This window comes from Paralcaligenes ginsengisoli, assembly GCF_054781135.1.
The window spans coordinates 295749-320921 of the sequence record NZ_BAAGUZ010000031.1 but is presented as its reverse complement, the minus strand read 5'-3'; the positions used below and the strand labels follow the sequence as shown (position 1 = coordinate 320921).

Below are 25173 nucleotides of genomic sequence, written 5' to 3'. Positions count from 1 at the left end.
AAGCCGGCCGCTTTTAACTAATCAAGCAGGTCGCGCATTTCGTCGGCATGTTCCTCTTCTTTGGCCAGGATCCCTACCAGCATGAGTCTGGTCGTGGGATCGGTATCACCTATTTTTTCAATCATCTGGCGATACGATTCAACAGCAACACGCTCAGCAATAAGATTGGCCCGGATCATGGCTTTAATATCGCTCGAGCTATCATATTCAGCATGGCTGCGCTCGTCCAAGGTGGCCGGATTCAAATCGGGCTGGCCGTTCAACTGAACGATGCGCTCGGCAATCTGATCGGCATGGCCTTGCTCGTCTTGCGCATGTTCCAGGAATTCCTCCTTGATCGGCGTATTCATCAAACCTGCTGCAGTGTAATAGTGGCGCTTGTATCGCAGTACACAGACGAGTTCGGTGGCCAGGGCGCTGTTAAGGAGAGCCAAGATTTCCTCGCGATTGCCCTGATAACCAGCCGTAACGGCTCCATCATCCATATTTTTTGCCGCTTCCCGAATCGCGGAGGTGTCCAGCGGCGAGCGATAGGTTTCTTTAGGCTTGGCTTTGTCTGATTTCATGGCATCTCCTGTTCAAAAACGTTGCTGGAGGCAAGATCTCAAAGAGAGTCATTGCCGATATGCTCTTGGTGCTTGCCCTTGCGGCGGCAAGTCAAGAGATGGGGATCCGATTAGTCCCAATATCCCTTTTTGCCGTAAAACTGATGCAGCTCGGTCTCGTAGTCTCTTTCCAGAGCCATGTCTTCATTGTATTCAGGGCTGTTTTTGATCTGCTCGCGTGTCAGTTTGGTCTGTACGGTGGAATCCATCCAGTCTATGCTTTCAATCCACTGGGTCGCGATAAGAACTTTTTTTCCGCCTGGCCACCAGTTATGTGTGTCCACCACCAAATAGCGTATAGCCCATTCCTTATCGTCGAAGATAAAGCCTTTCACATGGCCGATAGCTTCATCGGTGCCGTGAATATCATAGCCGGACACCTCATCGCTGCTGTGCAGATGAACATCTTCAGACGTGTCTGAAGAGGCGTGATCCAGTGCTTCGTCACGTTGCTCCGCTGCTGGAGAAAGGCCTCCCGCCACTGTGGATACGGGCATCGGATAGGCACCAATTCCCCACATATAAGGTCCCGACCAGTACTGCCCGTATCCGTAATAGCGGGAATATTCGCTTTCCGAGTGACGCGATACAGGCTTTTGGGTATCGACGTCAGGCGCATTTTTTACCTGCTCGCGCGTCAATGAAACCTGTATGGTTTCTGACGCATCGTCGATCTCCGTGATTGAATAGGGGGATAGCAGCACTGGGCGCTTCGCCAGCCACGAACCGGTCTCTACGATCAGGTAGCGCACGCCCCATCGTTCGTCGTCGAAATATATTTCCTTGGCATGACCTAACTCGTCATCGGTCGCGCGAATGGCATGGCCATTCAAACTGGCTACTGTGCGTAACATAGGACTGCTCCTGGGTTTATGAATGTCGTTATGCAAGCAGCAATTGCCGTGCCTGAGCTGGAGATCCGTAGCCTTTTACTATCACATAATGCGGGGTGATGCCGATAACGGGCGCTTACTTGTGAAGCTTGGTGCGCAATGTCGAGACGTCGCGTGTGGTCACGGCCGCCGCGTCGTTGCCCCAGGTGGTGCGCACGAAGGTCAAGACGCGCGCAATTTCGGTATCGGTGAATTTACCCGAGAACGCGGGCATTTTACGATGTTCGGGCCCACCGAGCGTTTGCGGGCTGGCGCCACCCTCAAGCAAAAGCCGTATAAGCGAGGTCGTGTCAGCCGCCAGTACGGCGGGGTTGCCGGCCAACGCAGGAAACTTCTGCGCCTTCCCGTGCCCATCCGCTTGATGGCACTTCATGCAAAATGACATATACAGACCCGCGCCAGGACGCTCGATAGCGCCGGTTTTCAATGAGGCTACGGCTTGTTGCGCTGCAAGGGACTCTGGCTTGTATGCTCCTGTTTTTTCACTTGCGGGCAGGCTCTTCAAGTAATGAGCCACTGCCTTCAAATCATTGTCTTTGTAATATTGGGTGCTTATTTCCACCACCCGCACCATGCTGCCAAAAGTGACAACATGCGTATTGACCCCGTGCCCGGTTTTCAGGAATGAAACAATGTCCTGTTCCGACAATCGTCCCAGGCCGGAACCCATATCGCCGTCCAGGCTCGATGCGTACCAGTTGTCGTTGACGGCGCCCGCCAGATAGTGCTTTGAAGACTCGTCGTAGCCACGCTCTTCCATGCCGGGCCCACGAGGCGTATGGCATGCACCACAGTGCCCAAGCGATTGCACGATATAGGCCCCTCGATTCCACAGGACATCATGGTCGGCCGTAGGCGTAAAGCGTTCATGGGACACAAACGCCATGTCCCAGAAGGCCAGGCCCCAGCGTTGGTTGAAAGGAAAAGGCAGGTCCGTCTCGGGAGGCCGATTGTCGACCGGCTGCACGCCGTGCATAAAGTAGGCATATAGGGCCCGCATGTCCGGTTCGCTGATCTTGGTAAACGAAGGATAAGGCATGGCGGGGTATAGGCGCTTGCCATCGCGCCTCACACCATCGCGCAAGGCGCGTTCAAAGTCGGCATAGCTGTAACGGCCAATGCCGGTTTGTTTGTCCGGCGTAATATTGGTCGAATAGATGGTGCCGAACGGTGAACCCAGCGCCAGGCCGCCGGCGAAGGGTGCGCTCGATGTCGCCGCCGTGTGGCAGCCCGCGCAGTCGCCGACCTTCGCAAGATAGGCGCCGCGAGCCATCAGGGTGGCATCCGGGGCGGTCTCTTTTATGTTCGCGCTATGGAGCTCTTGCGCAACGACGGGAGAAGCCAGGCATAACTGGCTCGCTGTGAGAGCCCAGGCAAGCGAGGCAAGCAGGGCGCGCGATGGGGTCTGGTCCATTATGGTTCGTTCCCGTCCTGGCCTAGAATAAAAAAGGCGTGATATACAGCGTGGTGAAAATAAAAAGCCACACAATATCGACGAAATGCCAATACAAGCCTCCTATGCGCAGAGCGGCGCAGCGCTTGTCGTCGAAATAGCCCAATGAGGTCCAGATAAGCAGGAACGCCAGCACGATTAATCCGACCAGCACATGAATGACATGAAAGCCGGTAATGGTGAAATATAGCGATCCATATAGGTGTGTCGTAATGCCATAGGGGTGGTGGCGCCATTCCATGAGCTGGATGCCAACGAATAGGATGCCAAGTGTAATGGCCGTCGCCATGGAAGCAACGGCCCATTTGATCCTGCGCCTGCGCACCAGACGCTCGCACAGCCACACAAAGACACTGCTCAACAGCAGAATGCCTGTATTAAGCGCCCCGATGCCAATTCGAGGCAGCCCTTCAGGCGGCCAGTGCTGCAGGGTCTGCGAGGCAAGGTACAGATATGAAAAAATCAAATATGCGAATAACGATGCTTCGGTGACTATCATTGCGCCCATTCCCCACCAGCCGCCGGACAATTCGCCCGCGCTGCCTACTGGTAAGATACGACCGCGGTCCATAAGCTCACTCATCGTACTCTCCCGCGTCTCGCACTGGCTGCGGTTCGCGCTGAATCAACAAGCGCTCGGGCCATAGCCATATCAAAATCGACACCGCGCACGCGGCTGCCATCAAGCCCGTGAATATCCATGCACGCCACAGCATGGCGACAAACAGCAATGCGCTGGACAGGCCGAGCAGAAAGGGCGCATAAGAGTCCGATGGCATTTTCAAGATGACGCTGGGATCGGCTCTGATCGAACTCGTACCCAGGGCCTCACGGCCGTGATCGAGCAGAAAGCCAGTATCGAGCGAGGAATGAGCCCCCAGTCCGATCCGGTCTTCCCACAGCGGATACCGGCTTGCCACGGTCGGAACAACCGCGAAATTGTAGGGTGGCGGAGGGGAAGGGATGGACCATTCGAGCGATGCTGCATCCCATGGATTGATGCCGGCGGCTTTGCCGTTGCGCAGACTCAGCGCAATATCCACCATAAAAATGAGTATGCCCAGAGCGAACACGAACGACCCTATTGATGTGATCATATTGCTCGTGTCCCATCCCATGCCGGCTGGATAGGTATACATGCGACGCGGCATGCCCAGAAGCCCCGAGATATGCATGGGGAAAAAGGCGACGTTAAAGCCCACGAAACTGATCCAGAACGAGATTTTTCCAAGCGCCTCGTGAGTCATTTTCCCCGTGACTTTCGGAAACCAGTAATAGATGCCCCCCAACACCGGAAAAACGTTGATCCCGAGCAGCACGTAATGCAGGTGAGCGACGATAAAATAGGTGCCAGTGAGTTGTAAATCGAAGGGCACGGCAGCCGTCATGACGCCAGATAGGCCGCCAATGACAAACAGTAGGACAAAGCCTGAAAAAAACAGGAATGGCACACGGTATACAGGGCGCCCGAGCCAGATCGTTGCAATCCATGCGAAGGTTGCCACGGCGCTGGGAATTGAGATGATGGTGCTGGTGGCACCAACAAATGATAAGGTTGCAAGCCCGATGCCGGTGGAAAACATATGGTGAATCCAGACCAGGAAACCGATCGCCATGGTGGCTACCGTGGAGATTGCAACCGCCGAGTAGCCCACCAGCGGCCGGCGACAGAAGGTAGGCAAGGCATCCGACACGATTCCCATGGCCGGCAGCACCACGACATATACCCAGGGATGCCCGAACATCCAGAACAGATGCTGCCACAGCATCGGTCGTCCGGCATTGGCGACATCAAAAAAATGAGTGCCTACTTGCCGGTCCAGCCACAACATTAAAAATGCCAGGCTGACGGCAGGCACTACCAGCAGGTTGGCCACCGAGGCCGTCATGGTGCCCCACACCAGAATGGGCAGTCGGTTGATCGACATGCCCGGCGCGCGCATCCGCAATAAAGTGACGACAAAGTTCACCGACCCAACCGTGGTCGAGACACCCAGCAATATCATGCCAAGGGCGTAGACATCTATATTGGGCCCCGGGCTGTATTCGAGGTTGGCAAGCGGCACGTAATTGAACCAGCCCGCGTTAGGCGCCTCTCCAAGAGGAAAGCTGGAATACAGGAAAACTCCAGCGAATAAAAAAACCCAATATGACAGCGCGTTCAGCCGAGGAAACGCCATATCGCGTGCGCCGAGGATAAGAGGCCACAGATAATTCGAAAAACCCGACAACACCGGCAATGCATACAGGAAAATCATTGTGATGCCGTGCATCGTGAAAATTTGATCGTATTGCGCCGGCGACAACAGGTGCGAATCCGGCCGCGCGAGCTGAACGCGCATGACCAAAGCCTCCAGGCCCCCGGCAATCAGAAAAAGGAACGCAGTCACGATGTAACGCAAGCCGATGCGTTTATGATCAACGGTCGCAAGCCATCCTCGCCAACCTGGCGTGCTTTCCCATAAACGACGCAGATATTGCTCACGTTCGCCGCCTGGCGCCATGCGGCTGATTTCCGGCTGGCGAGCCAGGCGCAAGTCAGGCGAATCGGGTGGGCGATAAATCATGCATTTCCTTCTTCGAAACAACGTTTTGGCAGCCATCAATTTGATGGTCAAGGCTTTAGTAAATTTCGCCTTTCTTGCCGCGAATTTTCACATTCAGCGGGGAGGAGGGGTCGCGGCATCGGCCATGGATACCTCCCCGAGGGCGTCAGCATTAATGCAAGGTCGCTAAATACGCCGATAGCGCTGCGGCATCTTGCGCGTTCAGCGCGATGCTTGGCATAAGCGAGTCGGGCTTGATTTCCTGCGCATGCTCGATCCAGTCGAGCATGTGTTCGGGTGTGTTGCTCAGAACGGCCGCTGCCAGTTTTCCACGCGATCCTATATGCGTGAGGTCGGGAGCGAACACCCCAACTGCGTCGCTGCCGCGCACTGCATGGCAGCCGGCGCAGCGGTCCATGAAAACTTTCTGGCCGATTCGACCGATTTCGTCAACGGGTGGTACCGCCCGGCGCAGTTGCGAGGCGCGCCAGGCCTCGAATTCCGTACGTGACTGTGCGACGACTTCAAAGCCCATGTGTGCATGCTGCGCGCCACAAAACTGTGAGCACTGGCCGAGATAGATGCCAGGGGTGTCCGCCTGGATCCATTGTGTGTTGGTTTGCCCCGGAATCGCCTGTGTCTTGCCGGCAAGCCGCGGTACCCAGAACGAATGGATCACGTCGGCACTTTTTAGGTCGATCTTTACGGGAATGCCGGTGGGGATGTGAATTTCATTGGCCGTTGTAAAGCGCTGTGCCCGATCGGCAGCGTCGGTGTAGTCGACTTTCCACCACCAATCGTAAGCTGTGACAACAATTGTCAATGATGGCACCGATGATGGTGGGCGGCCTGCCCAAAGCACGACAAGCGCATAGTAGAGAGCTACGAACAATGCCGCGGACGACACGGCGGTGCCGATATATATCCATGCCATGCCGCCGCCTTCCTTGCCAAGTTCGCGCGAATCGGCGGGCGGGCGCTGCCGCTTGAGTGCCGCCAATAACAGCGCGGAAATTATGACGATGACGGCAATGCATAGCGCGGTTATACCCCAGCTCAGGTGCATCGCTGGCGATGCGGCGGGGCCTGCCGCATGCAGGAAATAGTCCAGTGGCGCAGCAGGTGACAGCGCCGGCAAGAAAACCGCCAGCAAAAGGACAAGCCTGCGCGGTGTCAATGTGGGCACTGATTGCCCGGCCTGGAGGCGAGGCCAGATAATGGATGTTTGTTATTGAGTTTCTTTTTCATGTCGTTTGCTCATCGTTTGCTCAAATAGGGACTGTTGAATAATTCTGGACCCAAAAAACAAACGTCGCAATACGGCTTCTACAGCTTTTTTATGCAACCGTCACACCCATTCGAGCAGCCCGGCTCGGAAAATTCAACGATGCTTCGCTCGAACCGAGGCCTGGGCACATGACTTGCTGTCCGGGAACGGCATTGAAATCGAGCGAGCCCAGAATGTGGCACCCGCTACACTGCATCGGGACCGATCCGGAGAGTGCAATCCACCTAGTTTCGTGCACAAAGCGCGATGAATGACCGGCAAGCCATGAAGCTAGCCCTGTTATTCTCAATGTAATGAAATTCATGACATTAAAAGTGTAATAATAAGCTTCTTCATCCCTACCGTTAGCATTTTGTTGCATTTTCTCTATTCGAGTCGGTGCAGCCTAATGTAAAACGAGATACGGTATTTTTAAAAAATATCGAAAGAACAAGCGGGAAATCGAAACGCAGAATATGAACTGATGTGCATTCGCACTGGAAGTCGTCTATGCAGCGGATTCCAGACTGCCTGAAACCACTAATATCAAATCCATATGCCGCATCTATTAATCACCGACGATGAGCCTACCATCCGCGAATTGCTTGCCGAAATAGCAGAAGGCGAGGGTTACACTGTAGCGGTGGCGGCCAATATACGTCAGGCTCGCATTCAAATTGAACGTCAAAAGCCCGACATGATCCTGCTCGACATGATGTTGCCCGATGGCGACGGCATCGAGTTTTGGAAAGGCCTTGAACTGGTCGATACACAGGTTGTTTTTATTACCGGGCACTCAAGCATTGACAGTGCAATCAATGCCCTGCGCTGTGGGGCCGTTGATTATCTGCGCAAGCCTGTCAGCCTGCACCGAGTACGTGCTTTGCTGAGCGAGTTGAAGTCTTTGCTGCATGAGCCTCTCATTCCGGGTTCAAACGATTGCTTTATCAAAATGATAGGGAAGTCGCGCGCCATGCAACTGCTGTGCGCCCGTATTGAGAAAGTGGCGCCCACTCGGGCCACAGTGCTGCTCGTGGGAGAAAGCGGTACCGGCAAAGAGCTTGCCGCCGAAGCCATTCATTTGGCCAGCCCCCGGCACAACAAACCCTTCATGCCAGTCAATTGCGGCGCCATTTCGCCCAACTTGATCGAAAGCGAATTGTTCGGCCACGAAAAGGGTAGTTTCACCGGTGCCGATCGCCAGCATAAAGGGTATTTCGAGCGGGCTCAGGGCGGCACTTTACTGCTGGACGAAATCACCGAAATGTCAATGGAATTGCAGGTGCGGTTGCTTCGGGTTCTGGAAACGGGCTGTTTTATGCGCGTGGGTACGAATACCGAAATCCCTGTCGATGTACGAGTGATTGCCGCCACCAATTTCAATCCGGAGCAGGCAGTGAGCAACGGCACACTGCGCGAAGATTTGTACTATCGACTGTGCGTATTTCCTTTGGAACTTCCACCTTTGCGCGAGCGCGAAGGCGACGTTGTGCTGCTTGCCGAGCACTTTCTACAAGAACTCAATGAAGAAGGCCACACCCGCAAGTCTTTTGCGCCCGATGCCATGAAAGCCATACAAGAATATTCATGGCCGGGCAATATACGGGAATTGCGAAATTATGTATACCGCAGCTATATTCTCGCCGACGAGGTGATTAAAGGTAATTTCACTTCTTTCGATCTGCAGTCACATTCGGCGGGGCGGGGCAGCGATATTTCGCTGCCGGTGGGGGTGCCGCTGGCCGACGCCAACCGGCAGCTCATCCTGGCGACCTTGAAGCAGTGCGGAGGGGTGAAGAAGGTGGCCGCTGAAAGGCTGGGCATAAGTCTTAAAACCTTGTACAACCGGCTTGAAGAGTACGGCGCCGCGGCCGACAAAGATACATCGTCTTCCCTGCCTTCCAATTAACCTGACAGCAAACTATTATAAAACCGGGTCGCCCGCATGTGTCGTTACTTGCGTCGCAGACGACTGGTCAAGCTGACAACGAGAGAAGGCTAATAACTGCTGATTGAGCTTGGCGCCACGCTCTATGCCATGACGAGCGGCTGCAAAAAGGCGGCCGGTGGCCTCGTCATGAGCGATTCGCTCGCTTAGCATTTCGAGACTTAAACCAATAGTCATAAAAATGTTGTTGAGTTCGTGTGCGATGATCTCAGCAGTTTTCTCGGTCTCTTCCATTTTGGCATTCGCCTTGCAGGTGTCGATTGTCCGAGGATGCGGATCGTCGGCCTGGAAACCACTCTATTCCAATGCATGACTGCTTGTCAAACAAAGTCGAGCCCACGGCTTGGTGCTGCGGTCAAGGGATTCAGAGATCCACGCCCTGGGCGCGGTACTTGCTGACTGATCCATATTCGATCGCTGCGGATCCCCATGACTATCGACAATCCTCCATTCAAATTAAAGATTCTCACTGTAAATGCACATAAGGGATTTACGGTTTTCAACAGCCGTTTCATTTTGCACGAACTGCGTGATGCGATCCGGGCAGCGGGGGCCGATATCGTTTTTTTGCAAGAAGTGCTGGGAGCCCATCAGGAGCATGCGAGCCGTCTTGCGCGCTGGCCCGCCACCAGCCAATACGAATTCCTGGCCGATTCTATCTGGCCCGATTTTGCCTATGGCCGCAATGCCGTTTACCCGTATGACCATTATGGCAATGCCTTATTGTCCAAATACCCGATCACGCATTATGACAATCTAAATATTTCAGTAGGCAAGCACGAGAAGCGTGGCTTGCTGCATTGCGTGGTGAGACCGGTGACCCTTGACACGGACATACATGCTATTTGCGTCCATCTTGGATGGCGAGAGCAGCAGCGCAGCCTGCAATTATCTGATCTTTGCCGCCGCATCGATGATCATGTCCCCGCTGACGCGCCACTACTTGTAGCGGGCGATTTCAACGACTGGCGCTTGCGCGGACATCATTTGCTGATGCGTCGAAGCGGCTTGAAAGAAATTTTCAATGAAAGGCGAGGGCGGGTTGCCCGTAGCTTCCCGGCGTGCTTCCCATTTTTACGTCTCGATCGGATTTATGTGCGAAGCATCACACAATTCGAACCTGCCAGGCAGGTCGCGGACCCATGGAAACAATTGTCCAACCACGCGCCTCTGGCTGCGGAGATCGAGTTATGACGCTCAAACGGTCAATGGAAAATTTCCATGGAACCAGACTGTCGGCCAGCATGAAAATTGCTGGCATTGATACTCAAGAACAATAATTTGATTTGCCAGAGGCACCCATGGATGCAGATCGATCCGAAACAGTCTTGCGCGATGTGCTGACCACTAATGCAGAGAGTAGCCAGGGCATCGCTCCAGGCCCGGCCATTGCACTGGCCCATGCCACGCCGCCATCGGAACATCGCAAAGTGAATGTCAGTAGCGTTGCGTTGTCCATACTCACAGCCATCGCATTTGTTTTTGCGTTGCAATGGGCTCGCGGATTTTTCATCCCACTTGTTTTCGGCATTTTGATCTCCTACACGCTCAATCCCATGGTCGTTTGGCTGGAGCGCATTAAAGTGCCACGCGCTGTAGGCGTGGGTCTCATTATGCTCGGTCTTCTGGCCACGACAGCCGTAGTGGCGACCACGGTATACAGAGAGGCTCAAGCCATCATGGATGAAACGCCGATGGCGATCTATAAGCTCAACGCTGCACTCATAAGAACCAACGACGGCAAACTAGGAGCCTTGGATAGGCTTCGCAGCATGACCGATGCGCTTAAAAAGGCGGCTAGTTCGGCGACTGACACAGAGGCAAATAACGAAACCAAAGGCAGTAGGGCCAAAGGCAAGAATCAGGTAGCCGACGCAGCCGCGGCAAAGCCACCCGGATTCAACGTCAGTGGTTGGCTTTGGGCCGGGTCATTGAGCGCTGTCGGTTTGGTAGGGCAGTTGCTCATGGTCCTTTTTCTGGTTTTTTTCGCCTTGCTCTCGGGAGACACATTTAAGCGAAAACTGGTGAAACTTACCGGGCCCACGCTGACGAACAAGAAAATTACCGTTCATATTCTGGACGACATCAATACATCGATCCAGCGATATATGTTTATGCTTTTTGTGATGAACATATCTCTGGCCCTCATCACATGGCTGGTGCTGCACTGGATTGGACTTGGCAACCCGGGAGCGTGGGCAGTCGCGGCCGGCCTGCTTCATGTCATTCCCTATTTTGGACCATTGATCACCGCGGTTGCGATAGGCGTTGCCGCATTTTTGCAGTTTGAGTCGTTTTCGATGATGTTCCTGGTATTCGGTGCATTGCTGGTGATTTCAGCTGTGGTTGGGATGCTGATTACAACCTGGATGACGGGCCGGATTGCGAAAATGAATGCAACTGCCGTTTTCATTGGGCTGCTGTTTGGCGGATGGCTTTGGGGGCTGTGGGGCATGTTGCTTTGTGTTCCTCTTATTGTTGTTATAAAAGTCATTTCAGGACACATCGAGGGCATGCAGGCGATAGCGGAATTGTTGGGCGAATGACTTGTTTCTTTAGTTGGGCATGTTTCTTGCTGACTGGCAAATACAGCACTCCAACATCACAGAGGTTAATTATGAAACAAAAACTATCGATGTCTCGCAATAAAGGTCTAGCCATTCTGGCTGTAGCAGTGGCCAGCCTGGCATTTTCGGGCTGCACCACGACCGCGCCGAAGGATCAGGCGACCGCCAGCCAGCAGCGCAGCGACATTAACACGAGTGCGAATGCGACTCTGTCCCGGCTTTACAAGTCGGCGCCCGACTCGCGCGCCCTTGTCGAACGAGCCAAGGGAGTCTTAGTGTTCCCGACTGTTCTGAGCGCGGGCTTTGTGATCGCTGCCGAACACGGTAATGGTGTCTTGCGGGTGAATGGTCGCAATGATGGCTATTACAGCACTACGGCTGGTTCTATCGGCCTCCAGGCGGGCGCCCAATCCAAGGCAATAGTCTTGCTGTTCATGACCCAAGAGGCTTTAGATAAGTTTCGCAACAGCAATGGTTGGACGGTTGGCGCTGATGCAACGGTTGCCATTGCCAATATAGGCGCCAATGGCAAAATAGACACCAACACCGCGAAACAATCCGTTGTCGGTTTCGTGCTTACCAACGCGGGTCTGATGGCGGGCGTCTCGCTTGAAGGCGCCAAAGTGCAAAAGGTCGCGCTTTAGCGGATGGGGCACTTGGCATAATTTCATAATGTCCAAGTCGTTCATGCTCGGTGATAAGAGGAATAACGACAGTTTTACGATTCAACTGAATAGCCAGCGGCAATCCATGCGTGGATGCCGCCGGCCAATGGCCGTACGCGACTGTAGCCCAGCTTCATAAGGTGCTTGGCGACTTGGTCGGAAGAGGCTTCATTGGGACAAGCGCAATACACAATGACTTCACCGTCATGCGTCATATCCAGGTCAGAGGGGAGAGGCCCTTTTATTTGCATCGGAACAGCGCCCGGTATACGGCTTTCATCCTGTGAGAGCGCAGAGCGGACATCAATGATGGTGGGCGCCGTGCCTTGCTGCAATAATTGGTGGAGTTCGTCCATAGATATGCGCGCCATGCATAAGGACTTCAGGAACTGCTGGCGCTGCCACCATTTTCTTGCAATAAACGCGAACAACGCTGCTCCTATCAAGAACAGGCCCCACTTGCCCAGATGTTCAAGGACGTTCAGCAGGTCGCCGATAGTTGTGCTAAATAGCGAACCTAGATAAATGGCTGATCCGGCCCAAAGCGCGGCGCCCAAGCTATCGAAGAAAACAAACTTCAGGCGCCGGGTTCCCAGTGCGCCGGCCAATGCGCTGGCGATGGATGCGAAGCCAGGAATAAACTTTGCAACCATCAAGGATGGCACCCCCCAGCGCAAGTAAACCTGCTCAGTCTGCCTGACGCATGAATCAGGCGAGAATGAAATACGACAGAGCAAAGACATGACTTTGCGGCCATAGCGTTTTCCTACCTGGTACCACGCGACATCAGCAATTAATGCGGCAAGCACGGCGACGAACAGCAGCAAAGGCGCTGAATAGCTGCTGCGTACCAGCAATGCGCCGGTGATGACTAGTGTGGGATAGGACGGGGCAGTGGCGTACCCAATTGTTCAATGAGTACATTGAAAAAGACAAGGGTAAGGCCGTATTGTTCGATCAGATGTAAAAGATAGTCCATTGCAGCGCTAAAGACCTTGTTGGTTAAAAAAATCTGGGCATGGCAGACGGGTTCAATAGGCAGGCCAGATGACAAATTTGAACATCATAAGTTCGATATTATGAACAATTGGTCGTAGCAATGAAGGATTGAAATGGTCTTTTGATGTACTCGAGACTCAAGGACTTGTGGTTGATCGTGTTGATAAGAGACTTAATCATGAGTCGATAGGCTATACACGAGCGAGTCATGCAGATTTATCATCTCCGTGTTCAGAAATTCTGGCAGATGGGAAAGCGGCGCGGGCTTCGTTCCTGCATGAATGGCATCGGATAGCGTTGCCAGCGCTTGTCTGGCCTCCCTCTCGCCGTCGGGGCCGAACAGCGTGCGAGCCATTTCAGGGGCGGCGTCCGCTCCCGCAGACTCCAGCGACCAGCAGGCGGACAGCACGCGGTAGCCAAGCCGCTGCGCCGCGACGACCGCGGGCCATGACCGCTCGGCAACATCGCGATGCCACAGCGTGGCGCCGACGCTGACATCGTAGGCCTGGAGCAGGGCAATGATGTGATGTGAAGATCGCGGCGTGCCCGTCGGGCAGCGCCGGTCGTAACCTCTCCTTCGGCGGCATGGCCGAGCGTCGTCGTAAGCGCCGCCAGCGCATTGACGAGTTCCTGCGGAATGCGCTCCACTACGGTGCGCAGCGTCGTCATCGCCAAGATCGCAAGACCAGTCATGCAGCCGATAAAGGTATCGACGCCGCGCACCCAAAGCACGTGCCCTACATCCGGCACGGGATGCCCGCCCGATGCGATGGTCAGGGCCGCAGCGGTGATGAACACGACGGCCAGAGCATAGTTGCGAGTCACGGTCATCTCGATGATGAACTGGAGAAGCATGAGCGTCAGGACGAGCCACAGCCCTTGAGGATGCACTGCGAGAATGACCCCAGCCAGGATCAGACCGACCAAGGTGCCGTTCATCCTTTCGACGCCGCGTGGCACCCACAATGAACTACCATTCTGCTTATATAGGATCCTAAACCAGTAACGGATGTTCACCGAGAATTTCCGCTAAATTGCTCAACAATGGAGAACTGATCATGATGCTAGATTGGAATGAATATCGTAAACAAGTGGGTGCCGGCGTCAAAGAGGTCGCCCAACTTAGTCCTGACACCATCAAAGGGTATGTCGGCCTCAGTTCGGCTGGCCAGCAAAAGAATTTGCTTGGTGCAAAAGTGCGCGAGCTTATTGCCTTGGCGGTTGCCGTCACGGTGCGTTGCGACGGTTGCATTGCCGTCCATACCGAAGCCGCCATCCGTCAGGGGGCCAGCAAGGAAGAAATTGCGGAGGCGTTGGGCGTGGCCATCTCGGTCAATGCCGGTGCGGCGCTCGTATACTCGACGCGGGTGATGGATGCGGTCAAGGAGTATCCGGCCGTTCAATCATCGCATGTCTGAGTCAGGCACAGCCAAGCGCACTGGGAGTGCGGGATTATGGCAGCCACAAGGGCGGCGACCACAAGGGTCGCCCCTACGATGCAGCGGGTACGTTTTGCAGCGACACCCCGCGTGGGCACCATTTAAACGATTAATCCTTGTTGCGTAGACTTTTAAGGGCTTCGGTCCAGCGATAGAGCTCATTGAGCATGGTGGTCGCCGAATTGATGATGAGCTCATTCGCCTTGAAATTCTTGTTCTCATCAAGCAATGTGGCAACCATGGGAATGGCAACCCCTTCCACCATTGGCATCATTTTCAAGGTTGTGACGAGTTGCTTTTCAAGTTGTACCGCGCGCAAGCCGCCCGAGACGCCGCCATAGCTGACGAAGCCGCAAGGCTTATAGTTCCACTCCTTATAAACATAGTTCAATGCATTCACGAAGGAGGGCGGCGGGCCGTAATTGTATTCCGGCGTTACGAACACGTAAGCATCTGCAGCCGAGACACTTGCGCTCCAGGCCTTCGTGTGTTCCTTTTCATATTGGCGTAACGCCGGATGGTGAGGTTCGTCGTACAGCGGCAAATTGAAATCGGCTAAATCGACAAGAACGACCTCAAACTCGGAATGTTGGGCCGCGTAATCATTGAACCAATGAGCTACCGACGGGCCGACCCTACCGGGCCGGGTACTACAGATAATGACGTGAAGCTTAAGCACCATAATGAGGGTCCTTGATTGTAGTGTTGCCCGGCCTGGAGCCGGACAGAAAGCCTGCCTTACTTGCCTGATTTGAGGGCAGTATAACCACCTCTGGCCGGATCGCTCAGGCTAAACCATTGCTGCATGGTTTGTCAGTGATTTGTCCTGAATGGCCGGTGAGGCATCTATGCTCAGCAAGGCGTATCATTAACTTTACATAATATACATTATGCGTATATTATTGGAGCGCTTCGCAGGCACATGAATAAGTAAGTATGCTTGTTCATGTGCTTTGCCTTAGCTACTTAAGTTGCGGCCATTCACCCGCAGGACACCATTACCATGTTCGCCAGCGATCACAAAGCCTGCGCTAAGTAAAGAGCCGCTGTCTGATGTAGTGCTCGCCCGCAAATTGGCTCGCGAGGGAGTTGTCGTCGCACGTAGAACGGTGTCGAAGTATCGCGCCCAGATCAAGTGTCCGACAGCAGAACTGAGAAAATCCATCTCAGTTCATAAGGACTGTGACTGACGCGCCTCCACGACTTGAGGGTCATTCAACAGAATCTCGGAGAACTGCCGGACTAGCGTGGATTGATCTCCTGTTTCGGCACGCAGCACCAAATGCAGCGTTCGTTCAGCCCAGACGTCTGTTATGGGTAGTGCAAGAAGTTGTCCCTGCCCGGTAGCCGGACCGGCAATGCTTGCAGGCACAATGGCGACGCCCACACCGGCTCCGACCATGTACAGCGCTGCGCTGAAATTGTGTACATGCACCCGGACTTTCATGGATTTTCCAGCCAGGCGTGCTTGGTTGGACAAGAACAGGAAGTTGCTGCTTGCGCGTTGCATGGACACCAGGTCGTGGTCCAGGATCTCTTCAAACACTGTGCGAGGCGCGCGTGCCAAGGGGTGGTCGGGAGGCATTACGCAGACCAGCCGGTCTTGCGCATAAAGCCGGCGCTCCAGGCTGGGCAAGGGGTCCAGATCTGAGCCAATTCCGATGTCGGCCACGCCCTCCTCGATTGCGCCACTGATTTTCAGGCTTTCCTGTTCTTTAAGATCAACATTGATTCCCGTATTGCCGGTAAGAAACCTGGCAAGACTGGGTATCAGGAAGCCATTGAGCGAACTGCTATTGGCCAGCACCCTGATGGAGCCGCGCAAATTGCCGGAATAGTCGCTGAGCTCTGTGTGCATGGTCTCAACGCTCGCCAGCAGTTTCTTGGCATGGCGGGCCAGAACCTCTCCCGCCGGTGTCGTCGTCATCCCTTTCGAGGTTCGCACGAATAGCCCGCTGCCCACCGTGTATTCAAGGTTTTTCAGTCGATAGCTGGCCGACGAGGCCGTCATGTGCATCGTGGCTGCCCCGGCCGAAAGGTTCTGAGCCTGGACGATGGCAAGAAAAAGCTTCAAGTCTTTTAGTTCGTAGCGCACAAAATAATGTCCCGTTGATCGTTACGCAAACAGCTTGGCCAATAATGATAGGCTTTTTTACCGCGCAAACGAAAAGCCCCCGGTTCTTGCATAAAGGAACCAGGGGCATTAAACGATGACGGTCGCGCCACTAAACGGACTTCTGTTTTGCCTTGATGAATTCGCCCATGTACTTCTGCGGCTCACCTGTATTGAATGCCTGCGCGAACTCGCGCACGCCATTCAAAATGGAGGTTTCAAGTGGTTCGTTCTCCCATTCGCGCAACAGTCTTTTCTGCTGAGCCAAGGCGGCTGGCCCCAAGCCAGTCATCATTCGGGCCACGCGCGTGACCTCTTCGTCCAAATCGGTCAGTGGTACCACGCTGTCAAGCAGCCCCCAGTTCAGGGCCTTGTCGGCGTCCACAATCTCGCCCGTCAACAGCATCCAGCTGGAACGCGCCGTGCCAATTAGTCTGGGAAGCAAAGCCGCCTGGATAATGGACGGAATGCCCACCTTGACCTCGGGCATACCCATTTTTGCCGCGTCCGCGCCAATGCGGAAATCGCACGCCAAGGCAAACTCCATACCGCCGCCCAGGCACCAGCCTGGAATGCGCGCGATCACCGGCTTGGGAAGCAGGCGTATCGCGTCGGAGAGTTTGCGAAGGCCATCGATGAAAGCTGCGGCGCGCTGCATGTCGAAGTGGGCCATTTCTTTGATGTCGGCGCCGGCAATGAATGCCCCATCACCCTCACCCCGCACGACCAGCACGCGGATGTCGTCGCGATCGGCAACATGGGCCAGTGCCTCGGTCAGTGCGCAAATGACCGGAGTGCTTAGGATATTCAGCTTTCCGGCATTCTGGATACGCAGTGTTCCAGTGCCGCTATCATCCACCGACAGATCGGCGTGTTCAGACCAAGTATTTTCGCTCATCGTTCACCTCAAAGCTTTTCAAAGCCAATGGCTTGCACGACGCCCTGCCATCTTTTGTTGGACTCTTCAATGATTTTCTTGAATTCCTCGGGGCTTGTATGATCCGGGACGGCGCCTTGCTTTTCGATCAGATCGATCACCTTGGGGTCGGCCAAAACCTTACCGACCGCTTTGTTAAGGGTTTCGAGCACGTCAGCGGGAAGCTTTGCCGGTGCCGCCATGCCAAACCACGAGGGAGTATTCAATTGTGGGTAGCCGACTTCCGCATAGGTGGGAACGTCGGGCATGCTCTTCACACGGCTAGGGGCCGCTACAGCAAGAGCGCGAAACGTGCCGGCGGCGATCTGGCCGGCGGATGACGGAAGGTTGTCGAATACCACATCGACCTGACCACCCAGAAGTCCGGCCAACGCTGGCCCCAGGCCGTTGTAGGGCACGTGGAGCATGTTGGTTTTCGTCACGCTCAGGAAACGTTCGCCGAACAGATGGCTATAGCCCCCAAGCCCGGATGAACCAAAGGCGAGCTTGCCTGGCTTCGCCTTCAACACATCGAGCAATTGCTGGAAGGTCTTGATGTTCGACTTGGCACTGACGTCCAGGACGCCCAGCACATTGGCCAGGTTGCTAATGGGAGTGAAATCGTTGATGGGATCGTATGGCGGCTTGCTTCGGACGCTGGGGTTGACGGCGTGCGAGCTCTCCACAGCCATGACCAGGGTGTATCCGTCGGGCTTTTGGCGTGCGGCATAAGCGCTGCCCACGGCACCACCAGCCCCAGGCTTATTGGCGACCACGACGGACTGCCCCAGGACATCGCCGAGCTTGGTCGCCACAATACGGGCAATCAGGTCTGTGGTCCCACCCGGTGCGTACGGAACAATGAATTCGATGGCCCGATCCGGATAGGCGGCGGCCGATATGGTTGAAAATGAAAACAGGCATGCGGCGATGCCGATTTTGATGTGTTTATGCATTCCTTATCTCTCAATATTTGTATTCAAGCATTCGAGTACCGACGCGGTATGCTCGCCCAGTAATGGAGGAGCCGCGGGATACGTGCCGTCTTCTTGGTTTCCGGCCAACATCGGATTTTTGACCAGCTTTATTTCACCCAGCTTGGGATGGATGATTTTTTGAAGCATTTGACGGTGCAGAACTTGCTCGTCCTGAAACACTTCTTCAAGCGAATTGACCGAACCCCAGGATATGCCCAGCTTATCGAGCTCTTCGGTCCAGTATTGTCGTGGTTTCGTTGCCAGTATTTCACTGAGAATGGTTCGCAATGCGGCCAGATGGTTGATTCGGCCGCTGTTCGTTTTGAAGCGGCCATCCTGGGCAAGCTCGGGCCGCTCACAAAAATCACAGAAACGCGCAAATTGCGTGTCATTGCCGATTGCCAGGATGAAAAAGCCGTCACTGGCCTGGAAAACCTCGTAGGGAGCCAAATTGGGGTGCGCATTACCGCTGCGCCGTGGGCTTGAGCCCGACACCAGAAAATTGGCGGCCTGGTTGGCATTCAAGGCGACGGCCACATCCAACAGTGCCAGATCCAGCCACGCGCCCTCGCCTGTTTGCGTGCGCTGAAACAGGGCGGCCAAGACTGCGGAAGTGGCATACATTCCGGTGGAGATGTCCACCACGGCGACACCGGTACGCAAGGGGCCGGCACCCGGCGCGCCATCGGCCGGGCCCGTGTAGCTCATCAAACCGCCAAGCCCCTGGAAAATGTAGTCATAGCCGGGACGATGCGCCTTGGGCCCGGTTTGGCCGTATCCCGTAATAGACGTGTAAATCAGCCGTGGATTCACCGCCTTGACGCTATCGTAATCCAGCCCGTACTTTCCCAACGTTCCGACACGGAAGTTTTCCACCAGCACGTCGGCATCACGAATCAGCGCCAACAACTGCTGCCTGTCGGCTTCTTGAGTGAAGTCCAGCGCAACGGACTTCTTGCCGCGATTGCAACAAGTAAAGTAGGCGGACAAGATGTCGCCTTCCACGGATTCCAGATATGGCGGCCCCCAGCCGCGCGTATCGTCACCGCTGCCGGGTCTTTCGATCTTGATGACTTCCGCACCCAGGTCGGCAAGATTTTGGGTGCACCACGGGCCAGCCAATATGCGTGACAAATCAACTACTTTTACGCCCTTCAATGCCGTACCCAACATATGCCAGCCTCATTCAAATAGTGCCTGGAAGTCTAAGACGGAAGCAAATGTGTGGCCAGTTGAAGTTTTCGTTGGCGGCGTTCGAATTTATTCAACACCTTGCGAATCGACTGTGTTCATACGTTCGAATTACGCCATAAAGCCACGTGGGATTAAATCGCATGCCCTATGTTGCTGCCCCTTTCTCCTATCTAAGATGGGATCCATTAAAGGCAGTTTCAACATGTTTTTAAAAAGCGGTAGTTGTGAGCAATAGGCAGAAAAGCTTGGCCAGAATAAAACAATAAAGCAGGAAAAATCCCCACTAACCGTGTCGTGGTAAAGCCGGGATGAGCACTCAAGACAATGTGAATCTGCAATATGCCAGCCTGCCTTCGCCGAAGAGAAATAACCAGTCGTTCCACTCAGGAACAAGGTGGATCGCAAACGGTGAGGCTGTATCAGAACGCCAGCAATAACAACGCCACTATTACCCAGGACGGTTACGGAAACTCGGCTTTTGCAAGCCAGGATGGAAGCTTCAATGCTATGTCAGTCACTCAATATGCAGGAGCCCCGCCGCTCAAGGTTACTCAATACAACAGCGTCGGAGCCTATGCGAAAGTAATCCAGTGCTAAGACCGCTGGGTTAGGGTGTATTTCAGGTCTTAAATTTGAGGAGAATCACAATGAAAATCAGTCTTTCAGCACTTGCGTTGGGTCTGGCATTCGCATTCGGGGCGCCCGCCATGGCGTCGAACGGCGGCAGCATCTACCAAGCCGGCAGTGACAACGATGCAGCCATTACCCAGACCTACAACGACTACGCGCTATCGTCGATTGACCAGCGGGGCAGCGACAATACCGCCAAATCCGACCAGCACGACACCTTTGCCTACACGAAAAGCACTATTGGCCAGGCCGGTAGCGACAATTTCGCCAAGGTAGACCAGCATGACGGCGGCAATATGGTCTCTTATATTGCCCAGACGGGCGGCAACAATAACGCCAGGGTTACTCAAACCGGCTGGAATCAGACTGCCAGCATAATTCAGTCGGGCTGGGGCAATACGGCCAAAATCACACAGCACTGATATGTATCGACCTTGTCAATTACTTTATCCATTTTCCTCGAACGCGAGGCTCATTGATCGGCGAGCCGCGTTCGGGCGCCTTTAGCATAATGCGCTTTGACTTGCCTGCGATATTATGATTTCACAAAATCGACGAAATCATGCACGAACTGCTGTAATTGCGCCTTTACTTTCTGATCGATGAGATCGCCTGCATCGTTAAATACGCTTCCGGCGCGGGACACCAGCAGACGGCCGTCAAACCACGGGCGCACGCCCAAGGTCCGCAGCACAGGCAGCCAGGCCGCCTGAGATAGGACCGTGCCGAATCCGCCGGGCGACGCGCCCGTGATGGCAATGGGACGATTGCCAAACACGCGGGCAATGTCAGCCGAAGGCCGAGACAACCAGTCGATGGCATTTTTAAATACACCAGGCATCGAATTATTGTATTCCGGCGTTACCAGCAGCACCCCGTCGCAAGCCATGATCTGGCTTTTCAAGACCTGCACTGCGGGGGGAATACCCTCTTTTTCCTCAATGTCGCCGTCATACAGCGGAATCCCTTTTATGGTCGCTATTTCCAAAGTGGAGCCATCGGGCATAACTCCGGCGGCCGCGCGCAACAGCGCCGCGTTAAACGAACCGGAACGTAAACTGCCTGCTATCCCAACGATTTTTGCCATCAGGCTCTCCCCTCTAGGCATACTTTGCTCAGGGCAAGGATTTATACCCGTGAGGTTTTTGAAGCTGGAACTAATTTGCCCATCGCACACGCACGTACATTATGCGATATCTAAGGTTTTTTGGATATTTGTTGAAACCCTTTTTCAACCGCGGCCGACAAACGGCATATTGCTCGCCATGACCGTCATATTGAGTACATTGGTCGTCAGAGGCATGGCGGCGACAAGGCGCACCGCGTCGGCAACGTATTTGACATCGAACATAGGCTCTGCTGCCGTTTGGCCGTTGGCTTGCCGCACGCCTTTGGACATACGAGCCGAAAGTTCTGTCAAGGCATTGCCGATGTCAACCTGGCTGCACACAATGTTGTACTCGCGGCCATCGAGCGCAATGCACTTTGTCAGGCCCAGCACTGCGTGCTTGCTGACGGTATAGGGAGTGCTGAGCGGACGCGGCGCATGGGCCGAGATGGATCCATTATTGATAATACGACCGCCCTGCGGCGTTTGTTTTTTCATTAATCCGAATGCCGCACGGGCACACAGGAACATGCCGGTAATGTTCGTATCGATGACATTGGTCCAGTTTTCAAGCGGTAGCTCATCGATGGTTAGCGCTGGAGCGTTGATCCCGGCATTGTTGAACAGTACATCGAGCCGCCCAAAGTTTTTTTCGATCTCGGCAAACAATGCTTTCACGCTCGCGGCATCGCGCACATCGGTGGGTACAGCCAGCGCGTGCTGCCCGGCGCCCTTCGCCGTTTCGGCCAGTTCGACAAGCGGCTCCGGCCGCCGTCCGGCAAGCACGACGGTAAAACCGTCCTGCAGCAGCGCTTGCGCCACTGCCCGGCCGACACCGCTGCCGGCTCCGGTGACAAGCGCGATTTTGGATACAGGGGAAGAAGTCATGAACAGTCTCGGAAAAAATGGAATAGGGAAAAACGCCAGATCAGGCAATGAGCAAATTCTTGGTCACGCTTAGTCGATCAGAGGGGCCGCTAGCACCGGTTTTTGCATGGACCGGGCAACATGCTCCGGCTCGGGTAATGCACCTGGCTCCAGAAGAACGCAATGTTCGGGATTGATGGACAGATAGGCGGTCGAACCCTGCGTCAGGGTCTCGGCCTTGGTTTGCCGGATCACAATTTCGCGGTTGCCCCAATCGACATGCACCTGTGTCAGATCGCCCAGAAATACGGCGCGCCTGACGACGACAGGCCAGACATTGATCTGGTCCGGTGGCGGCTCGGCACTTAGCTGCAGATGGACGGTGCGCACCGACATCATGGGGTCCGGTCCGGGCGAGCGGTTGCAGGCGGTGCCGTGCACGATATTGCCGCCGTCGGCTTCCAGTGCGATCAGCCCATCCTGGGCCAGATCGTGGCGCAGCCGGCCACTGATCAGATTGGCGGAACCGACGAAATCCGCAACGAATGCGGTGCGGGGATAATTGTAGATCTCACCGGGGGATCCAGCCTGTTCGATGTGGCCGCCACGCATGACAATGATATTGTCCGACATGGCCAGCGCCTCTTCAAGATCGTGCGTAACGTAAACCGATGTGACACCCAGGCTATGTTGCAGTTCCCGCAGTTCGATGCGCATTTCCGAGCGCAGCTTCGCGTCCAGGTTGGACAGTGGTTCGTCGAACAGCAGTACTTGGGGTGAAAAGGCGCACGCCCGGGCCAATGCCACGCGTTGCTGCTGCCCGCCGGACAGTTGTGAAGCGTTACGGCTTGCATAGGCCTCCATCTTCACCAAGGCCAGCGCCTGGCCGACTTTTTCCTTGATTTCGGCCGCGCTCTTGCGCCTTACCCTCAGGCCGTAGGCCACGTTCTCGAATACAGTCATGTGCGGCCAGATCGCGTAAGACTGGAATACCATCGACAGTCCGCGCCGCTCCGCCGGCAGGTTGATGCCCTGCGCGGCATCGTACATGGTGCGGCCGCCGATGTGGATCGCCCCCCCGCTGGGCCGTTCCAACCCGGCAATCGCCCGCAATGTCGTGGTCTTTCCGCAGCCGGACGGCCCAAGCAGCGTTAGTTGCTCGCCCTGCTTGACCGAGAAACTCACTGGACCAACTGCAAGCGTGGAACCATAGTGGATCGTTAGATTTTCGACCTCGATTTCCGGCCGTTCGGCTTTCTCTTGTTGCAACATCATGCCCCTCCATACTGCGAAGCCCGGCGCGTGATCAGTGTGAACACGACCATCACCACGCCCACAACGACTGTCTGTATTAGCGCCATCGCCGCCGTCAGCTCGGAACTGCTCGAGAAAAAGGCTTCAACGATGGCGGGTGTCATTACCTTGGAATTCGGCCCCATCAGAAGAATGGACGCTCCGAGTTCGCGTACACTTGCCACGAACATCAATAGCCACGCGGCAAGAATCCCGGGCCGCAGCAGCGGAGCGGTAATGGTACGCATACGATAGCTCCACGATGCGCCACTGACCTGGCCGCATTCGTCGAGGCTCTTGTCGAGCTGCACGATCACGCTCGAAATTGTACGCACTCCCAGTGGCAGGAATACAGTCAGATAGGCAATCAGCAGGATCCAGAAGGTACCGTAGATCGGGATCGGAAACACCAGCCAGGCCCACATCATGCCGAACGCGAAGACCAGCCGCGGAACGGCCTGGGGAAACATGACTATGTATTCAAGCGCCCCGCGCCCCGGCATGTTGCTGCGCTGAATGATCCACGACAGCAGTCCGGTTATGGCGACCCCTATCGTTGCGGTCAGCAACCCGAGCAGAAGGCTGTTCCACAGCGCCGAGCGAACAGCGTTCAGGGAAAAAGCGGTGCGATAATTTTCCAGCGTGAAGTTGTCAATTTTTGGAAAGGCTACGGCCAGCTTCTGCACCGAAGCATATACCAGCGTCGCCACTGGCAATATCACCGACAGGAACACGTAGGCCATGCAGATGGCGAACAGCGCCCAGCGCAGCCAGCCCACGTCCATGATACGGGGACGGAACGCCTTGCCGCTGACGGTGACGTAGCTGCGATTGGCGATGATGCGCCGATAAAGGGTAAGCATCAGGAACATTGCGGCGAACAGCGAAACCCCCATGGCGGCGGCCAGCGGCGTGCGCGGCGGGTATTGCAGCACAAACTGATAGATGGCGGTTGTAATGACATAGAATCGCGAAGGTGTACCAAGGACCAATGCTGCCGAGAACGAACCCAGCATCTCGGCAAACACGAAAATCGTCGCACCCAGAACCCCGGGCGCGACCAGCGGCAACGTCACCTTCAACATTGTGCGCAAACGGCCCGCTCCAATGATCTGCGAGGCCTCTTCGAGCGACGGGTCCATCGACTTCATTACGGCGCCGATCATGACGAACGCGACCGACCCCTCGAACAGGGCCATCACCCAGGCGATACCGACCGCCGAGTTGATGTTGATCAGTGCACCCTGCCCGCCCATGCTGCGCCAGAGTTGATTGATGAAGCCGCTTTCCGGAGCCCCCAGAAGATTCCAGGCCAGTGCCCCCAGCAATGGCGTGACATAGTACGGCACGACCATCATCTGTTCCAGCGTTCGCCGGAACGGCACATTGGTGCGAGTCAGTATCCAGGCGATCAGAAAGCCGAAAAACAGCGCCACGGCCGTCGCCATGAAAGTCACGCTCAGTGTGTTGAGCATGATTCCCCAGTAATCCGACATTGCGGCAAAATTGTCGAATCCATAGGCGGTCGGCGGCCGGACGCTTGAGTCGCCCACATCGAGCGATGCCTGCACCAGATAATAGATGGGATATAGAACAAAAATGGCTACCACGGCGACAACCATTGCCATGGGGGCCATTTGGCCGGACAGCACCCGGCGAGGTGCGAAGCGTATTTGCGCTGCGAACATGGGCC

Annotated in this window: 25 protein-coding genes and 1 pseudogene; 8 read left to right on the top strand and 18 right to left on the bottom strand. The window is 55.1% G+C overall.

The annotated features are described in order from the left end of the window. Window positions 1-17 precede the first annotated feature (17 nt). From ACYVIS_RS15600 to coxB, 6 genes are all read right to left on the bottom strand, one after another. Entirely contained in the window at window positions 18-566 is a 549-nt protein-coding gene (locus ACYVIS_RS15600; RefSeq protein WP_460874355.1) for a ferritin-like domain-containing protein, read from the bottom strand. A 110-nt stretch (window positions 567-676) separates the two neighbouring features. Next, window positions 677-1459, bottom strand: a complete 783-nt coding sequence (locus tag ACYVIS_RS15595; protein WP_460874354.1) for a PRC-barrel domain-containing protein — start codon at window positions 1457-1459, stop codon at window positions 677-679. Between the two features lie 115 nt (window positions 1460-1574). Beyond that, on the bottom strand, window positions 1575-2912 hold the full coding sequence (locus ACYVIS_RS15590) for a c-type cytochrome (RefSeq protein ID WP_460874353.1): 1338 nt from the start codon (window positions 2910-2912) through the stop codon (window positions 1575-1577). 22 nt (window positions 2913-2934) lie between these two features. Further along, window positions 2935-3534 carry a cytochrome c oxidase subunit 3 gene (locus ACYVIS_RS15585; RefSeq protein WP_460874352.1) on the bottom strand — a complete coding sequence of 200 codons (600 nt, stop codon included), beginning with the start codon at window positions 3532-3534 and terminating at the stop codon, window positions 2935-2937. After that, complete coding sequence (gene ctaD / locus ACYVIS_RS15580; protein WP_460874351.1) at window positions 3527-5518, bottom strand: cytochrome c oxidase subunit I; 1992 nt, start codon at window positions 5516-5518, stop codon at window positions 3527-3529. The genes ACYVIS_RS15585 and ctaD overlap by 8 nt, the downstream gene beginning before the upstream one ends. Window positions 5519-5669: 151 nt before the next feature. Further along, on the bottom strand, window positions 5670-6674 hold the full coding sequence (coxB, locus tag ACYVIS_RS15575; RefSeq protein WP_460874402.1) for a cytochrome c oxidase subunit II: 1005 nt from the start codon (window positions 6672-6674) through the stop codon (window positions 5670-5672). A gap of 646 nt (window positions 6675-7320) precedes the next feature. Between coxB and ACYVIS_RS15570 the strand changes: the two genes are divergently transcribed. Further along, window positions 7321-8673 carry a sigma-54-dependent transcriptional regulator gene (locus ACYVIS_RS15570; protein WP_232743166.1) on the top strand — a complete coding sequence of 451 codons (1353 nt, stop codon included), beginning with the start codon at window positions 7321-7323 and terminating at the stop codon, window positions 8671-8673. Between the two features lie 15 nt (window positions 8674-8688). On the opposite strand, the gene ACYVIS_RS15565 is transcribed toward ACYVIS_RS15570, so the two are convergent. Beyond that, a complete protein-coding gene (locus tag ACYVIS_RS15565; protein WP_460874350.1) occupies window positions 8689-8946 on the bottom strand; it encodes a histidine kinase dimerization/phospho-acceptor domain-containing protein in 258 nt (85 codons plus the stop codon). 201 nt (window positions 8947-9147) lie between these two features. Here ACYVIS_RS15565 and ACYVIS_RS15560 point away from each other — a divergent pair, with 201 nt between their 5' ends. The 3 genes from ACYVIS_RS15560 to ACYVIS_RS15550 all read left to right on the top strand — a co-directional run bounded on the left by ACYVIS_RS15560 (window position 9148) and on the right by ACYVIS_RS15550 (window position 11923). Beyond that, the gene (locus ACYVIS_RS15560; protein ID WP_460874401.1) at window positions 9148-9906 is read left to right on the top strand and encodes an endonuclease/exonuclease/phosphatase family protein; all 759 of its coding nucleotides are present in this window, start codon (window positions 9148-9150) and stop codon (window positions 9904-9906) included. Window positions 9907-10013: 107 nt separating this feature from the next. Further along, a complete protein-coding gene (locus ACYVIS_RS15555; RefSeq protein ID WP_232743164.1) occupies window positions 10014-11258 on the top strand; it encodes an AI-2E family transporter in 1245 nt (414 codons plus the stop codon). Between the two features lie 71 nt (window positions 11259-11329). Continuing rightward, window positions 11330-11923, top strand: coding sequence for a BPSL1445 family SYLF domain-containing lipoprotein (locus ACYVIS_RS15550; RefSeq protein WP_232743163.1), 594 nt, complete (start codon window positions 11330-11332; stop codon window positions 11921-11923). Window positions 11924-11997: 74 nt separating this feature from the next. On the opposite strand, the pseudogene ACYVIS_RS15545 reads toward ACYVIS_RS15550, so the two are convergent. Both ACYVIS_RS15545 and ACYVIS_RS15540 read right to left on the bottom strand, forming a co-directional pair. After that, window positions 11998-12923 (bottom strand): annotated as a pseudogene (locus ACYVIS_RS15545) (rhodanese-like domain-containing protein). A gap of 251 nt (window positions 12924-13174) precedes the next feature. Continuing rightward, window positions 13175-13903, bottom strand: coding sequence for an FUSC family protein (locus ACYVIS_RS15540; protein ID WP_255696736.1), 729 nt, complete (start codon window positions 13901-13903; stop codon window positions 13175-13177). A gap of 101 nt (window positions 13904-14004) precedes the next feature. Between ACYVIS_RS15540 and ACYVIS_RS15535 the strand changes: the two genes are divergently transcribed. Further along, a complete protein-coding gene (locus ACYVIS_RS15535) occupies window positions 14005-14361 on the top strand; it encodes a carboxymuconolactone decarboxylase family protein (RefSeq protein ID WP_232744539.1) in 357 nt (118 codons plus the stop codon). A gap of 130 nt (window positions 14362-14491) precedes the next feature. Here the strand turns inward: ACYVIS_RS15535 and ACYVIS_RS15530 are convergent, their stop codons facing one another. Further along, a complete protein-coding gene (locus tag ACYVIS_RS15530) occupies window positions 14492-15064 on the bottom strand; it encodes an NADPH-dependent FMN reductase (protein WP_232743161.1) in 573 nt (190 codons plus the stop codon). 289 nt (window positions 15065-15353) lie between these two features. Between ACYVIS_RS15530 and ACYVIS_RS15525 the strand changes: the two genes are divergently transcribed. After that, window positions 15354-15572, top strand: a complete 219-nt coding sequence (locus ACYVIS_RS15525) for an RNA polymerase factor sigma-54 (protein WP_255696620.1) — start codon at window positions 15354-15356, stop codon at window positions 15570-15572. On the opposite strand, the gene ACYVIS_RS15520 is transcribed toward ACYVIS_RS15525, so the two are convergent. The 4 genes from ACYVIS_RS15520 to ACYVIS_RS15505 form a co-directional block, all read right to left on the bottom strand. Continuing rightward, window positions 15554-16477, bottom strand: a complete 924-nt coding sequence (locus tag ACYVIS_RS15520; protein ID WP_232743159.1) for a LysR family transcriptional regulator — start codon at window positions 16475-16477, stop codon at window positions 15554-15556. The two genes, ACYVIS_RS15525 and ACYVIS_RS15520, sit on opposite strands and share 19 nt — an antisense overlap. A gap of 130 nt (window positions 16478-16607) precedes the next feature. Next, the gene (locus ACYVIS_RS15515) at window positions 16608-17393 is read right to left on the bottom strand and encodes an enoyl-CoA hydratase (protein WP_232743158.1); all 786 of its coding nucleotides are present in this window, start codon (window positions 17391-17393) and stop codon (window positions 16608-16610) included. A gap of 8 nt (window positions 17394-17401) precedes the next feature. Continuing rightward, a complete protein-coding gene (locus ACYVIS_RS15510) occupies window positions 17402-18367 on the bottom strand; it encodes a Bug family tripartite tricarboxylate transporter substrate binding protein (RefSeq protein ID WP_460874349.1) in 966 nt (321 codons plus the stop codon). Between the two features lie 3 nt (window positions 18368-18370). Then, a complete protein-coding gene (locus ACYVIS_RS15505) occupies window positions 18371-19561 on the bottom strand; it encodes a CaiB/BaiF CoA transferase family protein (protein WP_460874348.1) in 1191 nt (396 codons plus the stop codon). A gap of 360 nt (window positions 19562-19921) precedes the next feature. Between ACYVIS_RS15505 and ACYVIS_RS15500 the strand changes: the two genes are divergently transcribed. Together ACYVIS_RS15500 and ACYVIS_RS15495 are read left to right on the top strand one after the other, a co-directional pair. Then, window positions 19922-20179: a curlin repeat-containing protein gene (locus ACYVIS_RS15500; protein ID WP_370635939.1), complete on the top strand. Its 258-nt coding sequence runs from the start codon at window positions 19922-19924 to the stop codon at window positions 20177-20179. A 50-nt stretch (window positions 20180-20229) separates the two neighbouring features. Continuing rightward, window positions 20230-20634, top strand: coding sequence for a hypothetical protein (locus ACYVIS_RS15495; protein WP_460874347.1), 405 nt, complete (start codon window positions 20230-20232; stop codon window positions 20632-20634). 113 nt (window positions 20635-20747) lie between these two features. On the opposite strand, the gene ACYVIS_RS15490 is transcribed toward ACYVIS_RS15495, so the two are convergent. From ACYVIS_RS15490 to ACYVIS_RS15475, 4 genes are all read right to left on the bottom strand, one after another. Beyond that, window positions 20748-21299, bottom strand: a complete 552-nt coding sequence (locus ACYVIS_RS15490; RefSeq protein WP_460874346.1) for an NADPH-dependent FMN reductase — start codon at window positions 21297-21299, stop codon at window positions 20748-20750. Between the two features lie 144 nt (window positions 21300-21443). Beyond that, window positions 21444-22208 carry an SDR family oxidoreductase gene (locus ACYVIS_RS15485; protein ID WP_232743154.1) on the bottom strand — a complete coding sequence of 255 codons (765 nt, stop codon included), beginning with the start codon at window positions 22206-22208 and terminating at the stop codon, window positions 21444-21446. Between the two features lie 69 nt (window positions 22209-22277). Next, window positions 22278-23462 carry an ABC transporter ATP-binding protein gene (locus ACYVIS_RS15480; RefSeq protein WP_232743153.1) on the bottom strand — a complete coding sequence of 395 codons (1185 nt, stop codon included), beginning with the start codon at window positions 23460-23462 and terminating at the stop codon, window positions 22278-22280. Further along, window positions 23459-25168: an ABC transporter permease gene (locus ACYVIS_RS15475; protein ID WP_232743152.1), complete on the bottom strand. Its 1710-nt coding sequence runs from the start codon at window positions 25166-25168 to the stop codon at window positions 23459-23461. Before ACYVIS_RS15475 ends, ACYVIS_RS15480 begins: the two co-directional genes overlap by 4 nt. Window positions 25169-25173: the final 5 nt, after the last annotated feature.